Annotated in this window: 14 protein-coding genes; 2 read left to right on the forward strand and 12 right to left on the reverse strand. The window is 73.5% G+C overall.

Annotation, left to right across the window (positions count from 1 at the left end):
* Nucleotides 1–10 precede the first annotated feature (10 nt).
* Nucleotides 11–1282 (forward strand): APC family permease, encoded by a 1272-nt coding sequence (locus tag MXD57_RS14650; protein ID WP_250401952.1) that lies wholly within the window; start codon nt 11–13, stop codon nt 1280–1282.
* Nucleotides 1283–1343: 61 nt separating this feature from the next.
* Here MXD57_RS14650 and MXD57_RS14655 read toward each other — a convergent pair whose 3' ends face one another.
* The 12 genes from MXD57_RS14655 to MXD57_RS14710 all read right to left on the reverse strand — a co-directional run bounded on the left by MXD57_RS14655 (nt 1344) and on the right by MXD57_RS14710 (nt 12985).
* Entirely contained in the window at nt 1344–1736 is a 393-nt protein-coding gene (locus tag MXD57_RS14655) for a YccF domain-containing protein (RefSeq protein ID WP_250401853.1), read from the reverse strand.
* A complete protein-coding gene (gene htpX, locus MXD57_RS14660) occupies nt 1733–2596 on the reverse strand; it encodes a zinc metalloprotease HtpX (RefSeq protein WP_250401854.1) in 864 nt (287 codons plus the stop codon). Before htpX ends, MXD57_RS14655 begins: the two co-directional genes overlap by 4 nt.
* Before the next feature lie 191 nt (nt 2597–2787).
* Nucleotides 2788–4311, reverse strand: a complete 1524-nt coding sequence (locus MXD57_RS14665; RefSeq protein WP_250401855.1) for an NADH-quinone oxidoreductase subunit N — start codon at nt 4309–4311, stop codon at nt 2788–2790.
* On the reverse strand, nt 4308–5939 hold the full coding sequence (locus MXD57_RS14670; protein ID WP_250401856.1) for an NADH-quinone oxidoreductase subunit M: 1632 nt from the start codon (nt 5937–5939) through the stop codon (nt 4308–4310). The genes MXD57_RS14665 and MXD57_RS14670 overlap by 4 nt, the downstream gene beginning before the upstream one ends.
* Nucleotides 5940–5945: 6 nt before the next feature.
* A complete protein-coding gene (locus tag MXD57_RS14675) occupies nt 5946–7940 on the reverse strand; it encodes an NADH-quinone oxidoreductase subunit 5 family protein (protein WP_250401857.1) in 1995 nt (664 codons plus the stop codon).
* Nucleotides 7937–8323 carry an NADH-quinone oxidoreductase subunit NuoK gene (nuoK, locus tag MXD57_RS14680; RefSeq protein WP_250401858.1) on the reverse strand — a complete coding sequence of 129 codons (387 nt, stop codon included), beginning with the start codon at nt 8321–8323 and terminating at the stop codon, nt 7937–7939. Before nuoK ends, MXD57_RS14675 begins: the two co-directional genes overlap by 4 nt.
* Nucleotides 8323–8922: an NADH-quinone oxidoreductase subunit J family protein gene (locus MXD57_RS14685; protein WP_250401859.1), complete on the reverse strand. Its 600-nt coding sequence runs from the start codon at nt 8920–8922 to the stop codon at nt 8323–8325. The genes nuoK and MXD57_RS14685 overlap by 1 nt, the downstream gene beginning before the upstream one ends.
* Complete coding sequence (locus MXD57_RS14690; protein WP_250401860.1) at nt 8919–9473, reverse strand: NuoI/complex I 23 kDa subunit family protein; 555 nt, start codon at nt 9471–9473, stop codon at nt 8919–8921. The genes MXD57_RS14685 and MXD57_RS14690 overlap by 4 nt, the downstream gene beginning before the upstream one ends.
* 2 nt (nt 9474–9475) lie before the next feature.
* Complete coding sequence (locus MXD57_RS14695; protein WP_250401861.1) at nt 9476–10444, reverse strand: complex I subunit 1/NuoH family protein; 969 nt, start codon at nt 10442–10444, stop codon at nt 9476–9478.
* The gene (locus MXD57_RS14700) at nt 10441–11958 is read right to left on the reverse strand and encodes an NADH-quinone oxidoreductase subunit C (RefSeq protein ID WP_250401862.1); all 1518 of its coding nucleotides are present in this window, start codon (nt 11956–11958) and stop codon (nt 10441–10443) included. The genes MXD57_RS14695 and MXD57_RS14700 overlap by 4 nt, the downstream gene beginning before the upstream one ends.
* A complete protein-coding gene (locus MXD57_RS14705; RefSeq protein ID WP_250401863.1) occupies nt 11955–12578 on the reverse strand; it encodes an NADH-quinone oxidoreductase subunit B in 624 nt (207 codons plus the stop codon). The genes MXD57_RS14700 and MXD57_RS14705 overlap by 4 nt, the downstream gene beginning before the upstream one ends.
* Entirely contained in the window at nt 12569–12985 is a 417-nt protein-coding gene (locus MXD57_RS14710) for an NADH-quinone oxidoreductase subunit A (protein WP_250401864.1), read from the reverse strand. Before MXD57_RS14710 ends, MXD57_RS14705 begins: the two co-directional genes overlap by 10 nt.
* Nucleotides 12986–13221: 236 nt before the next feature.
* On the opposite strand from MXD57_RS14710, the gene MXD57_RS14715 reads away from it, so the two are divergent.
* Entirely contained in the window at nt 13222–14418 is a 1197-nt protein-coding gene (locus MXD57_RS14715; protein WP_250401865.1) for a sensor histidine kinase, read from the forward strand.
* Nucleotides 14419–14422 lie beyond the last annotated feature (4 nt).

Here is a 14422-nt window from a genome sequence, read left to right on the forward strand (position 1 = left end):
GGTGCGGCCCATGACAGCTTCCGGAACCTCGCTGCGACGCACGCTGGGCCTGCGCGACGCCGTGGTCGTCGGCCTCGGCTCGATGCTCGGGGCCGGCGTGTTCTCCGCCTTGGGCCCGGCGGCACGGGCCGCCGGGCGGGGGCTGCTGCCGGGACTGGCCGTCGCGGCCGGCGTCGCCTACTGCAACGCCATGTCCTCGGCCCGCCTGGCCGCCCGCCATCCGGCGTCGGGCGGGACGTACGTGTACGGCAGGGAGCGGCTGGGCGCGTTCTGGGGCTATCTGGCCGGCTGGGCGTTCGTGGTCGGCAAGACGGCCTCCTGCGCGGCGATGGCGCTCACCGTGGGGGCGTACCTGTGGCCGGGGCAGGCGCACGCGGTGGCGGTGGCGGCCGTGCTGGCCCTGACCGCCGTGAACTACGGCGGCGTCCAGAAGTCGGCGTGGCTGACGCGGGTCGTCGTGGCCGTGGTGCTGGCCGTCCTCGCCGCTGTGGTGGTCGTGTGCCTCGCCTCCGGGCGCATGGACGCCGGGCGGCTCGTCCCCGGGCCGGCGGCGGGGGTCGGCGGTGTGCTCCAGGCGGCCGGGCTGCTGTTCTTCGCGTTCGCCGGGTACGCGCGGATCGCCACGCTCGGTGAGGAGGTACGGGATCCGGCGCGCACCATTCCGCGCGCGATTCCGGTGGCTCTGGGGCTCACCCTGGTGGTGTACGCGGCGGTCGCGGCGGCCGTTCTGGGCGTGCTCGGCGCGGGGCGCCTGGGACTCGCGGCGGCGCCGCTGGCCGACGCGGTCCGGGCGGCCGGGGTGCCGGGGCTCGTGCCGGTGGTCCGGGTGGGGGCCGCGGTGGCCGCGCTGGGATCGCTGCTCGCGCTGATCCTCGGGGTGTCCCGGACGACGCTCGCCATGGCCCGGGACGGTCATCTGCCCCGTGTGCTGGCCGCCGTGCATCCGCGGTTCCGGGTGCCGCACCGGGCGGAGTCGGCCGTGGGCGCGGTGGTCGCCGTACTGGCCGCCACGGTGGACGTGCGGGGCGCGATCGGCTTCTCCTCGTTCGGCGTCCTGGTCTACTACGCCGTGGCCAACGCCTCGGCCTGGACGCTGAGTCCGGCGCCCCGGGCACGGGTGGTGCCGGCGCTGGGGCTGCTGGGGTGCGCGACGCTGGCGTTCGCCCTGCCCGCCCGCTCGGTCGCCGTGGGGGCCGGGGTGCTCGCCGTCGGCGCGGCGGCCTACGGGGCGCGGCGGTGGTGGGCCGGCCGCGGCCGCCGGGAGCCCCGGCAGGGGGCGTGACCCGCGACCCGGCGCGGCCCCGTTCCTCGCCCGACGGGTGCTCGGGGCCTTCGGAAGCGCCTCAGCGGGTCGCGAACGGCTGGTCCGTGGGCACGATCTCGCGCCCCAGCGGGAACAGCGACACCGGGATCAGCTTGAAGTTGGCGATGCCGAACGGGATGCCGATGATCGTCAGGCACAGGGCGATGCCCGTCGTGATGTGGGCGAGGGTCAGCCACCAGCCGGCCAGCAGCAGCCACAGGACGTTCCCGACGCACGAGGGGGCACCCGCGTCGCGCCGTTCGACCGTGGTGTACCCGAAGGGCCACAGGGCGTAGACGCCGATACGGAAGGCGGCGATGCCGAACGGGATGCCGATGATCGTGACGCAGAGCAGCAGGCCCGCGAGCAGGTATCCGAGGAACAGCCAGAAGCCGCTCAGGATGAGCCAGATGACATTGAGGATGATCTTCACTGTGGACGCCCTGCCATCTTCTCGAGCCGGGAGATTCGGTCCGCCATCGGCGGGTGCGTGGAGAACATCCTGGCCAGTCCCTGGCCCGGCCGGAAGGGATTCGCGATCATCATGTGGCTCGCGGTCTCGATCCGGGGTTCGGGGGGCAGCGGAAGCTGCTGGGTGCCGAGCTCCAGCTTGCGCAGGGCACTGGCCAGGGCCATTGGGTCGCCGGTGAGCTGGGCGCCCGAGGCGTCCGCCTCGTACTCCCTGGAGCGGCTGATGGCCAACTGGATGAGGGAGGCGGCGAGCGGGCCGAGGATCATGATCAGCAGCAGGCCGAGCAGCCCGGGGCCTTCGTCGTCGTCGGAGCGGCCGATGGGGATCAGCCAGGCGAAGTTGACCAGGAACATGATCACCGAGGCGAGGGCGCCGGCGACCGACGAGATGAGGATGTCGCGGTTGTAGACGTGGCTCAGTTCGTGGCCGATGACGCCGCGCAGTTCGCGTTCGTCGAGCAGGCGCAGGATGCCCTCCGTGCAGCACACCGCCGCGTTGCGCGGGTTGCGCCCGGTCGCGAAGGCGTTGGGCGCCTCCGTGGGCGAGATGTACAGGCGGGGCATGGGCTGCCGTGCCTGCGTGGACAGCTCGCGGACCATCCGGTACAGCGCGGGGGCCTCGAACTCGCTGACCGGGCGGGCCCGCATCGCGCGAAGTGCCAGCTTGTCGCTGTTCCAGTACGCGTACGCGTTCGTGCCCAGCGCGATCAGGACGGCCACGATCAGTCCCGTACGGCCGAAGAAGCTGCCGATGACGATGATGAGCGCGGACAGTCCCCCGAGGAGTACTGCGGTCCTTAGCCCGTTGTGCCGGCGGTGCACGGTACGCCCTCCAAGTCGTGCTGCAGGGGAACGCTTTGGTCCAGTGGACCCTCCCGCTCTGGTCAACGCCAGGCGGCGGTCGCGAGTTCCCTGGTGCGGACGGCGGCGCGCGTCGGCCGTACGGGTGACGTGCGCCTACGGCCTCCGGCGCGCGTGGGGCCGCCGGAGCCCCACGCGCGTGCGCCGGGTCCTCAGAACAGTCCGGTGGCGGCGAAGCGCAGCACGAGCTGGGGTGCGCCGGAGAGCACCACGCCGAGGGCGCCGGTGAGGGCGAGGGCGGCGGTGAGGGGGGCCGGGAGGCGGTGCCGGGCGGGGGCGCCCTCGGGGGCGCGGAACAGCAGGGCCGTCCACTGCAGGTAGTAGAAGAGGGCGATCACCACGTTGACGGCCATGACGACGGCGAGCCAGCCCAGGCCGGCGTCGACGGCCGCGGAGAACACGGTGACCTTGGCGAACAGGCCGATGACGCCCGGCGGCAGCCCCGCCAGGCACAGCAGGAAGAACGCCAGCAGCAGGGCGGTGACCGGGTTGGTGCCGTACAGGCCCCGGTAGTCGCTGAGCCGGTTGAGGGACTTCGTGCGTCCCACCAGCGCGGCCACCGCGAACGCGCCGAGGTTCACGGCGGCGTACATCAGGGCGTAGGCCACGGTGGAGCCGATCGCCTTGCGCGGGTCCTCGGAGTATCCGGCGGCGGCGATCGGTACCAGGAGGTAGCCGGCCTGGCCGACGGAGGACCAGGCGAGCAGCCGTACGGCGCTGTACGCGCGCGTGGCCCGCTGGCGCAGGGCGCCGGCGTTGCCGACGGTCATGGTGAGGGCGGCCAGTGCGGCGAGCGCGGGTCCCCACGCGTCGGCGTACGACGGGAAGGCGACGACGGTGACGAGGATCAGGCCGGAGAAGCCGACGGCCTTGCCGACGACCGACAGGTAGGCGGCGATGGGCAGCGGCGCGCCCACGTAGGTGTCGGGCACCCAGAAGTGGAAGGGGACGGCGGCGGTCTTGAAGGCGAAGCCGACCAGGGTGAGGACGACGCCGGTCTGGGCGAGGGTGTGGAGCTGCCCGTCGACGTGCTGGACGCGCTGGGCGACCTGGGTGAGGTAGAGGGTGCCGGTGGACGCGTAGACGAAGCTGATGCCCAGCAGGGTGACCGCGGTGGCGGTGACGGAGGACAGGAAGAACTTCAGGGCGGCCTCGGAGGACCGCCTGTCGCCGTGCCGGATGCCGACGAGCGCGAAGGCCGGCAGGGAGGCGACCTCCAGGGCGACGACGAGGGTGGCCAGGTCACGGGAGGCGGGCAGCAGGGCGGCGCCGGCCGCCGAGGACAGCAGCAGGAACCAGTACTCCCCGGCCGGGATGCGCCGCCGCTCGTCGCCGAGGCTGGTCATCGACAGCAGGGCCGTCAGCAGGGCGCCGCCGAGGACGAGGAACTGGACGACGAGGGTGAAGTGGTCGGCGGTGTAGCTGCACGCGCGCGCGGGGGCGGGCAGGCAGAAGGTGCTGCGGTCGCCGTCCAGCAGCGGCAGCAGCATCAGTGCGGCCGCGGTCAGGCCGGCCACGGAGGTCCAGCCGAGGAGGGGCTTGCGGGACTCGGGGAGGAACAGGTCGGCGACGAGGACCGCGAGCGCCGCGACCGCGGCGATGGTGGGCGGCGCGATCGCGAGCCAGTCGACGGACTGGACCAGCGACTGGGCCAGGGGCTGGGCCGGGGCGCTCATCGGGTGCCTCCTGCGAGGAGCTGCTGGACGGCCGGGTCGGTCAGGCCGAGCAGGGCCCGGGGCCACAGTCCGGCGAGGACGGTGAGGGTGACGAGCGGGGTCCAGGCCGCGAACTCGTAGCCGTGCACGTCGGCGAGGGTGGTCGGGGTTTGCTGCGGTACGGCGCCCATGCAGACCCGGCGGACCACGATCAGCATGTACGCGGCGGTCAGCAGGGTGCCGAACGCGCCGATCGCCATGTACGTGAGGAACGCGGGCCGGCTGAGGCCGGCGGCGGGGCTGAACGAGCCGAAGAGGGCCAGCATCTCGCCCCAGAATCCGGCGAGGCCCGGCAGGCCGAGCGAGGCGACGGCGCCGAAGGCGAGCAGGCCGCCGAGGCGGGGGGCCCTGGCGTAGAGGGCGGCGCCGGCCAGGGACGCGGTCGGCGCCGCGGTCCCGCTCGGCGCGGGGCGGTGGTCGGGCGACGGGAGGCAGAGGGTGTCGAGGTCGGTGGTGCCGGTGCGGTCCTTCAGCGCGCCGACCAGGAAGAAGAGCAGACCGGTGATGAGGCCGTGGGCGATGTTGGCGAACAGGGCGCCGTTGACGCCGGTCGGGGTCATGGTGGCGATGCCGAGCAGGACGAAGCCCATGTGGCCGACGGAGGAGTAGGCGATGAGCCGTTTGAGGTCGCCCTTCGCGCCCTGCTTGGCCAGGGCCAGGCAGGCCAGGGACCCGTAGACGATCCCGACCACCGCGAAGGCGGCGAGGTACGGCGCGAAGGTGCGGAAGCCGTCCGGCGCGACCGGCAGCAGGATGCGGACGAACCCGTACGTGCCCATCTTCAGCAGGACGCCGGCCAGCAGTACCGAGCCGACGGTCGGGGCGGCGGTGTGGGCGTCGGGGAGCCAGCTGTGCAGCGGCCACATCGGCGTCTTGACCGCGAGCCCGACGCCGATCGCCAGAACGGCGATGACCTGCACGGACGTGGTGAGCGACCGGCCGTTGTCAGTGGCGAGTGCCACCATGTCGAACGTGCCCGCCTTGATTCCGATCAGGAGCAGGCCGAGCAGCATGACCACGGAGCCGAGCAGGGTGAAGAGGATGAACTTCCACGCGGCCCGGGTACGGTCCTCGCCGCCCCAGCGGGCGATGAGGAAGTACATCGGGATGAGCACCGTCTCGAACGCGAGGAAGAACAGCACCAGGTCGAGGACGGCGAAGGTCGCGAGGGTGCCGGTCTCGAGCAGGAGCAGCAGGGCGACGAACGCCTTCGGGGACGGGCCCGACGGCGGCTTGAAGTAGGAGTAGAGCGCGCAGAGGAAGGCCAGCAGCGCGGTCAGGACCAGAAGGGGGAGGGAGATGCCGTCGATGCCGAGGTGGATCCGCACGTCGAGTGCGGGGATCCAGCTGATGTCGGTGGTGGCCTGCATCTTCGACGGATGGTCGTGGTCGAAGCCGAGCGCGAGGGCGACGGCGGCGACCAGGATCACGCCGGTCACGGTGACGCCGTGCCGCAGTACGGCCTGCGCGGGCGACCTGCCCCGCAGTCCGGGCGGGGCCGGAAGGAGGGCGGTGGCGGCGCCGAGGAGGGGGCCGGCGACGACGAGCGCCAGGAGAATACGCATCACGGACTCGTTGATATCGATCACGCCTGCTCACGCTCCCGTGGCGACGAGGAGGACGGCGACCGCCAGGACGACGGTGCCGGCGAGCAGCGCGCTCACATAGGTCTGCACGTTTCCGGTCTGCGCCCGCCGTACGGCGGCCCCGAGCAGCCGGGGCAGGGCGGCCGCGCCGCGCACGTAGGTGTCGACGACCTCGCGGTCGAGGAACCGGACGAGACGTGCGCCGGCCTCGACCGGGCGGACGAACAGCGCCGAGTACGCGGCGTCCAGGTGGAAGCCGGCGGCCGCGTGCCGGTGCAGCGGGCCGAGCAGCAGCCGTCCGGGGTCCGCCGGGTCGGGCGCCCGCGCGATGTCGCCGTAGGCGGGTTCGTGGCTGGCGATGGCCTCGGCCTCGACCAGCCCGGCGTCGCCCTCGGGGTGGGCGGCGACGGCGCCCAGCGGGACCCGGGCGGCGAGCGCGGTGGTGCGCTGCCAGGCGCCGTAGGTGAGGAGTCCGCCGACCACGGCGAGGCCGGTGCCGAGGATGGAGGTGAGCGCGGTCGGGGTCAGGTCGCGTCCGTCGAGCCAGCCGGGCAGCACGCGGTAGGCGAGCCCGCCGAAGGCCAGGGACGGCACGGCGAGGACCCACAGCACCACGGTCATCGTCAGCGGCTGGCGGCCGTGGTCGGGTGCCTCGGCGCCCCGGCCGCGGAAGGCGAGCAGCCACAGCCGGGTGGCGTAGGCGGCGGTGAGCAGGGCGGTGAGCAGCCCGGCGACGAGCACGAGCCAGCCGGCGGCGCCGGGGGCCTGGGCGGTGTGGCCGGTGGCGACGTGCTCGGCGGCGCCGAGGACGGACTCCTTGGAGAAGAAGCCGCTGAAGGGCGGGACCGCGGCGAGCGCGAGCAGGGCCACGGTCATCGTCCAGTAGGCGTCGGGGACGCGTTCGCGCAGGTGTCCCATCCGGGACATGGCGGCCAGGGAGTTGGTGCCGGCGGCGTGGATGATCACGCCGGCGGCGAGGAACAGCAGCGCTTTGAACGCGCCGTGCGACAGGAGGTGGAAGACGGCGGCGCCGCGGTCGCCGACAGCGAGGGCGCCGGTCATGTAGCCGAGCTGGCCGATCGTCGAGTAGGCGAGGACGCGCTTGATGTCGTCCTGGGCGAGGGCCGCGAGACCGGAGCCGGTCATGGTGACGGCGGCCATGACGGCGAGGACCACCATCGCGGCCCGTGAGGCCTCGAAGAGCGGGAGGAGACGGGCGACGAAGTAGACACCGGCGGCGACCATCGTCGCGGCGTGGATGAGCGCCGAGACGGGTGTGGGGCCCGCCATGGCGTCCGGCAGCCAGGTGTGCAGCGGGAACTGCGCCGACTTGCCGGCGACGCCCGCGAGCAGCAGCAGGGCGATGACCGTCGGGTGGCCGATGCCGCCGTCGGCCACGGCGCCGAGGACACGGCGGATGTCGAACGATCCGGCGTCGGTGCCCAGGGCGAACAGGCCGATGAGGAACGGCACGTCGCCGAGCTTGGTGACCAGGAAGGCCTTCAGGGAGGCGGCGCGGGCCTCGGGGGTCTCCCAGTAGTGGCCGACCAGGAAGTAGGAGCAGATGCCCATGACTTCCCAGCCGACCAGCAGCACGATCAGGTCGCCGGAGTAGACGACCAGCAGCATCGCGGAGGTGAACAGGGAGACGAGGGCCGCGTAGGAGGGGTAGCGCGGGTCGTCGCGCAGATAGCCGGTCGAGTAGATCTGCACGCAGGTCGCCACGAAGGCGACCAGGACGGCGACGAGCGCGGCGAAGCCGTCGATGTCCAGGGCGAGGTCGATCGGGACCGAGCCGGTGGGTGTCAGCTCGGTGTGGGCCTCGAGGGCCCGGCCGCCGCCCTGCCGTACGGCGACCAGCGCGGCCAGCACGAGGGCGGCGAGGGTGGGCAGTACGGCGAGCGGGCGGACGAGACCGGGGGTGGTGCGGCCGAGCAGCAGTCCGGCGGCGGCTGCCAGGAAGGGCAGGAGGGGGACGAGGACGGCGAGGGTGGTCGTGGTCACGCGGTGGCCTCAGCCTTCTCGGCCGCGGGGGCGTCGGTGTCGGGGCCTTCGGTGTCGTCGCCGTGGCCCTCGGCGGTGTCACGGAGCCTGTCGATGTCGGAGGTGCCGCGGTTGCGGTACACGGCGAGCACGATCGCCAGTCCGATGCCGATCTCGGCGGCGGCCACGGCGATGGTGAACAGGGTGAGCGCCTGGCCGGAGTGCAGGGTCTCCTCGGCGGCCCGGCTGAGCCAGACGTCGAAGGCGACCAGGTTGAGGTTGACGGCGTTGAGCATCAGCTCGACGGACATCAGGACGAGGATCGCGTTGCGGCGGGCGAGGACGCCGTACAGCCCGGTGCAGAACAGGAGGGCGGAGAGTACGGCGGGATAGGCGAGGTGCATCAGCGGGCGCCTTCCTTCTCGCCGGAGGTGCGGGCCGCGGGAGCGGCGCCGGGCGGCGGGTCCGCCGCCGCCTTGCGGGACAGGACGATCGCGCCGACCAGGGCCGCGAGGAGCAGGACGGACAGCGCCTCGAAGGGCAGCACCCAGTTCTGGAACAGGCTCTGGCCGGTGACGCGGGTGGTGCCGGCCGCCGGGCCGTCCAGGTCGATCCAGGTGGTGCGGAAGGCGTCGACGACCACCCACACCAGGGCCGCCGCAGCGGCGGCCGCGACGGCCAGGGCGGCCCAGCGGTTGCCGGAGTCGGCGTCCGGTGAGCGGCCGATGGGGGCCCTGGTGAGCATCAGGCCGAAGAGGAGGAGGACGACGACGGAGCCGACGTAGATGAGGACCTGTACCCAGGCGATGAACTCGGCGGTGAGCAGGAGGTACTCGACGGCCAGGCCGCCGAGCGCCACCACGAGCCACAGGGCGGCGTGCACGAGCTGCCGGGTGGTGACGGTGACGAGCGCGGCACCGAGGGTGACCAGGCCGACCAGGAGGAAGGCGATCTCCACTCCGGTCGGGGAGAGGAAGCCGTGCTGGGCTGCGGCGAGGCTCATGGGCGCTCCTCCCCCTGCCCGGCGGCCTGCTGGGCGGCGAGCTTGTCGGCGGCCTTGCGGGCCGCGGCGATCTCCTTCGGCTCCTCCGCGCCCGGGTCGAGGGCGGGCGGGGCCGGCACGGTCCACATCCACTCGCGGAGCTTGTCGCGCTCGTGGGTGAGGTCACGGATGTCCGTCTCGGCGTACTCGAACTCCGGGGACCAGAACAGGGCGTCGAAGGGACATACCTCGATGCAGATACCGCAGTACATGCACAGGGAGAAGTCGATGGCGAACCGGTCGAGGACGTTGCGGCTGCGCTCGCGTCCGCCGGGGGCGGCCGCCGGGACCGTCTCCTTGTGCGAGTCGATGTAGATGCACCAGTCCGGGCACTCGCGGGCGCACAGCATGCAGACCGTGCAGTTCTCCTCGAACAGGGCGATGACACCGCGCGTGCGGGGCGGCAGTTCGGGCAGTGCGTCCGGGTACTGCTCGGTGACGGTCTTCCTCGTCATCGTGCGCAGGGTGACGGCCAGGCCCTTGGCCAGGCCGCTGCCGGGAATCGGAGCCATGGTTACCGGATCACCACCTTGACGATGCCGGTGAGGGCGATCTGGGCGAGGGAGAGGGGGACGAGGAGGGTCCAGGAGAGCTTCTGGAGCTGGTCCTCGCGCAGGCGGGGGTAGGTCACCCGGAGCCAGATGACGACGAAGGCGAGGACGGCGGTCTTCAGCAGGGTCCACAGCCAGCCCAGGCCGTCGGCGCCCCAGGGGCCGTGCCAGCCGCCCAGGAAGAGGACGGTGGTCAGACCGCACAGGACGACGATGCCGGCGTACTCGGCGAGGAGGAACAGCGCGAACCGCAGACCGGTGTACTCCGTGTACGCGCCGAAGATGATCTCCGAGTCGGCGACGGGCATGTCGAAGGGCGGGCGCTGCAGCTCGGCGAGGCCGGCCACGAAGAACACGATCGCGCCGACGATCTGCCAGGGCAGCCACCACCAGTGGAAGGCGTGCACGATGCCCGGGAGGGAGACCGTGCCGGCCGCCATGGCGACGGAGGCCGCGGCGAGCAGCATGGGAAGCTCGTAGGCGAGGAGCTGGGCCGCCGTGCGCAGGCCGCCGAGCAGCGAGAACTTGTTGGCGCTGGCCCAGCCCGCCATGAGCGAGCCGAGCACACCGACGCCCATCACGGCGAGCACGAAGAAGACCCCCGCGTCCAGCACCTGCCCGACGGCCCCCTCGCCCGGCCCGATCGGGATGGCGAGCAGGACGAGCAGGTAGGGCAGCAGGGCCACGGCCGGGGCGAGCTGGAAGACGCGGCGGTCGGCGCCGGCCGGGACCACGTCCTCCTTCTGGGCGAACTTCACGCCGTCGGCGATGAGCTGGGCCCAGCCGTGGAAGCCGCCCGCGTACATCGGGCCGAGGCGGCCCTGCATGTGGGCCATCACCTTGTGCTCGGTCTGGCCGACGATCAGGGGGAAGGTGAGGAAGACGCCGAACACGACGAGGAGTCGCAGGACGACGTCCAGCGCGTCGTTCACCGCGGGCCTCCTGTGGGGTCTTCGGGGGTGGGGGGTACTCGCGGGCTGCGGGGCTCGGGGTCCCGAGCTTCCCGCGGGTCCCGGGCCGGCTCTGCGTCGGGAGCGTCCTGGGTGTCCCGGGCGGGCTGGGCGTCGGGGGCGTCCTGGGGTTCCGGGGCGGGCTCGGCTCCGGCTTCCCGGGCCGGCCCGGCCGCCGGGGTCGGTTCGGCCGCCGCCTCCTCATGGGCCCGCTCCGGTTCCCGGGCGGCCTGGGACCGGTCGTCGAAGGCCGGGCGCGCGTGGTGCCACGGGGCGTCCGAGCTGCGCGGAGCCGTGCCTCGGGGGGCGGAGCTTCCAGGGTCCGCCGGTTCGGCCGGTGCCGCCGGTTCCACCCGTTCGGCCGGTGCCGGGGTCCGCTGTGAGGCCGAGCCTGCCGACGCGCTGCGCGCACGGCGCGGCCGGGCCGGCGCCGTCGCGGGCTCGTGCGCCACCGCGTCCGCCGGGGCCTGAGAGGCCGGCCCCGCCCCCGTACGCGCGGCGTCGCCCGTCTGCACGGCGTCGCCCTCCGCCGCGCCCTGCTCGTGCACGGCCGCGGTCCCGGCCGGCGCCGCCGACTGGCTCACCGAGCCCTGGCCGGCGGTCCGCGTCCGACGCGGCCGCGCCCCGGCTCCGGCGGCTCCGGCAGCTCCGGCAGCTCCGGCAGCTCCGGCAGCTCCAGCGGCCCCAACGGCCCCAGCAGCTCCGGCAGCTCCGGCAGCTCCGGCGGCCCCAGCGGCCCCAGCGGCCCCAGCGGCTCCGGCGGCTCCGGCGGCTCCGGCGGCTCCGGCGGCAGCCTCGCCCGCCTGGCTGGCGGAACCCTCCGACGCCGTGCGGGTCCGGCGCACCGGGCGCTCGCCCGCCGCGCGTGCCGGACGCTCGCCCGCCGCGCGCCCCGCGCCCCGGGCCGGGCGCTCCGGGGCGGCCGGGAGCCGGCCCTTCAGCGGGCCCCACTCGTTCGGGTCGGGGACGCCCGGCGGCAGCATCTGGCGGCGCTTGGGGCCGCCGTGTTCGGACTCCCCCGGCTCCTTGGCGCCGGGCCAGGCCTTGGCCACCCGGGCGGCGAGGACGAAGTCCTTGCGCAGGGGGTGCCCCTCGAAGGTCTCCGGCAGGAGCAGGTGCTCCAGGCCCGGGTGGCCCTCGAAGACGACCCCGAACATCTCGTGCGTCTCGCGCTCGTGCCACGCCGCGCCCGCGTAGACGCCGACGGCGGACGGCAGCGCCGGCGCCTCGTGCGGCACGGTCGTGCGGACCAGGAGGCGGCGGACCGGGTGGAGGGCCACGAGGTGGGCGGAGACGCGGAAGCCCGCCCCCGGTTCGTCGACCGCGCTCAGCCAGTCGAAGTAGGTGCACTGGAGGGTGGTGCGGGCGGTCTCCAGGGCGTCGAGCCAGGAGGACGGCGGTACGTCCACCGTCAGGACCGCGTACGACTCCTCGGCCGTGGCGTCGGGGCCGAAGAGGTCCCCGGCGGATGCAGGCAGCCAGCCGGCCGTGCTCATCGCGCGTCCCCTTCCAGGGCGGGCGCCGGGGGCTTCACCAGGTCGCTGCCCAGCGCGGCCGCGGACGGCCGGGGGGTCCCGTACCGGTGCTCGAGCGACTCGCGGGCGATCTTCTCCTGGAGCTTGAGGATGCCCTGGAGCAGCGCCTCGGGGCGCGGCGGGCAGCCCGGTACGTACACGTCGACCGGGATGATCTGGTCGACGCCCTTGGTGACGGAGTAGGAGTCCCAGTAGGGGCCGCCGCAGTTGGAGCAGGCACCGAAGGAGATGACGTACTTCGGCTCCGGCATCTGCTCGTAGAGGCGCTTCACGGCGGGGGCCATCTTGTCCGTCACCGTTCCCGAGACGACCATCAGGTCGGCCTGGCGGGGGCCCGGCGCGAAGGGGATGACACCGAGGCGGATGAAGTCGTGGCGGGCCATCGACGCGGCGATGAACTCGATCGCGCAGCAGGCGAGGCCGAAGTTGAACACCCACAGCGAGTAGCGGCGGCCCCAGTTCAGGACCACCTTCATCGGCTCGGGGGCGAGCCGGGCGAGGGCGCCCAGCCGCTTGGGCTCCGGAAGCAGGACGGGCTCCGCGGCGGTCGGGTTCTCCGTGGCGGACGGGTTCACGTCCATGCCAGCACCCCCTTCTTGTAGGCGTACAGCAGGCCGACGGCCAGGAAGCCGAGGAAGATGAACATCTCCACGAGGGTGGTCGCGCCGTAGCCGGGGGCGGCGAAGATCGTCGCCCACGGGAACAGGAAGATCGAGTCGACCGCGAAGATCACGTAGAGGAAGGCGTAGACGTAGTAGCGGACCTGGGTGTGGGCCCAGCCCTCGCCGACGGGGTCGACGCCGCACTCGTAGGTGAGCAGCTTCTCCGGGGTGGGCACCACCGGGCGCAGCAGCCGGCCGGCGCCGAAGGCGACCGCGACGAAGAGCACGCCGATGAGCGCGAGCAGTCCCACGACCGAGTAGGACCGGAAGTAGCCGGCCGCGACGTCCGCCGCGGCGACCGTCGAGTCCCCCAACGTCTCCCGCACCGTCCGCCTCGCTCCCTGACCTCATGACCTTGGTGAACCCGGTGCAGTGCACCCCTGCGCCGCGACCTGATTCGAGGATCTGTACGCACGGGAGTCTAGGCCCTGATAAAGACACGGTAAGCAGCCCGTCACGGTATGGGACCCGGGGACCGGGCGGGGAGGTGGGGTTTTCCCCAGGGAACGGGGGCGGTGGACCGCATGGCACGAGGGATGCCCGGCACGGCAGGCTGGCCGGCATGACCGTTTCCGCCTCCGCCACCGACCGGACCGAAGGTTCCGGCCGGCCTGCGTCCGACCGCCTGCCGCCCGCCCGTGTCGCCCTCGACGCGCGCACCTGGAAGGAGGTCGCGCACCTCCTGCTGAACCTGCCGGTGGCGCTGTTCGGCTTCACGTACGTGTTCACGGTGGTGCTCGTCAGTGGAGTCCTCACCCTCACGGTGGTCGGGCTGCCGCTGCTGGCCGTCTGCCTGCTGGGGGCCCGGCAGCTCGGCAAGCTGGAACGGAGCCGGGCCCGGGCGCTGCTCGGGGTGCGGGTGGACGAGCCGTCGCCGCTGCCGCTCGGCCGGGGCGGAGGGATGTTCCAGCGGCTGTGGCTGGCGCTGAAGGACCCGGTGGGCTGGCGGACGCTGCTGTACGACCTCATCCGGCTGCCCTGGGGCATCCTCACCTTCTGCGCCGTGCTGCCCTCGCTGTTCGTGCTGTGGCCGGTGCTGCCGTTCGTCGCGCGGTGGCTGACCAACGTGGACCGGGCGATGGTGCGGGGACTGCTGTCGCCCTCGGACGAGCTGGAGCGGCGCATCGCCGAGCTGGAGTCGGACCGCGGGGTCGTGGTCGACACCGCGGCCGCCGACCTGCGCCGCATCGAGCGCGACCTGCACGACGGGGCGCAGGCCCGGCTGGTCAACCTCGCCATGGGCCTGGGTCTGGCGAAGGAGAAGCTGCTGGAGGATCCCGACTCGGCGGCCGCGATGGTGGACGAGGCGCACGGCGAGGTGAAGCTCGCGCTGCAGGAGCTGCGCGACCTGGCCCGGGGCATCCACCCCGCGGTGCTGACCGACCGCGGCCTGGACGCGGCCCTGTCCGCCGTCGCCTCCCGCTGCACGGTCCCGGTCAAGGTGACGGCCGACCTGCCGACCCGGCCCGCCCCGGCCATCGAGGGCATCGCCTACTTCACCGTCTCCGAGCTGCTGCAGAACATCAGCAAGCACAGCCGGGCCCGCTCCGCCTCGGTCGACGTCTGGCGGGCCGAGGACCGGCTCCTCGTCCAGGTCCGGGACGACGGCGTCGGCGGCGCCCGGCTGGAGAGGGGCAGCGGCATGCGGGGGCTGGCGGGGCGGCTGGGCGCGGTGGACGGCCTGTTCGTGGTCGACTCCCCCGCCGGCGGCCCGACGGTGGTCACCGCGGAGCTGCCCTGGCGGGACCGCGAGGAATAGCCGC

The organism is Streptomyces cellostaticus, from assembly GCF_023630175.1.
Lineage (GTDB): Bacteria > Actinomycetota > Actinomycetes > Streptomycetales > Streptomycetaceae > Streptomyces > Streptomyces cellostaticus_A.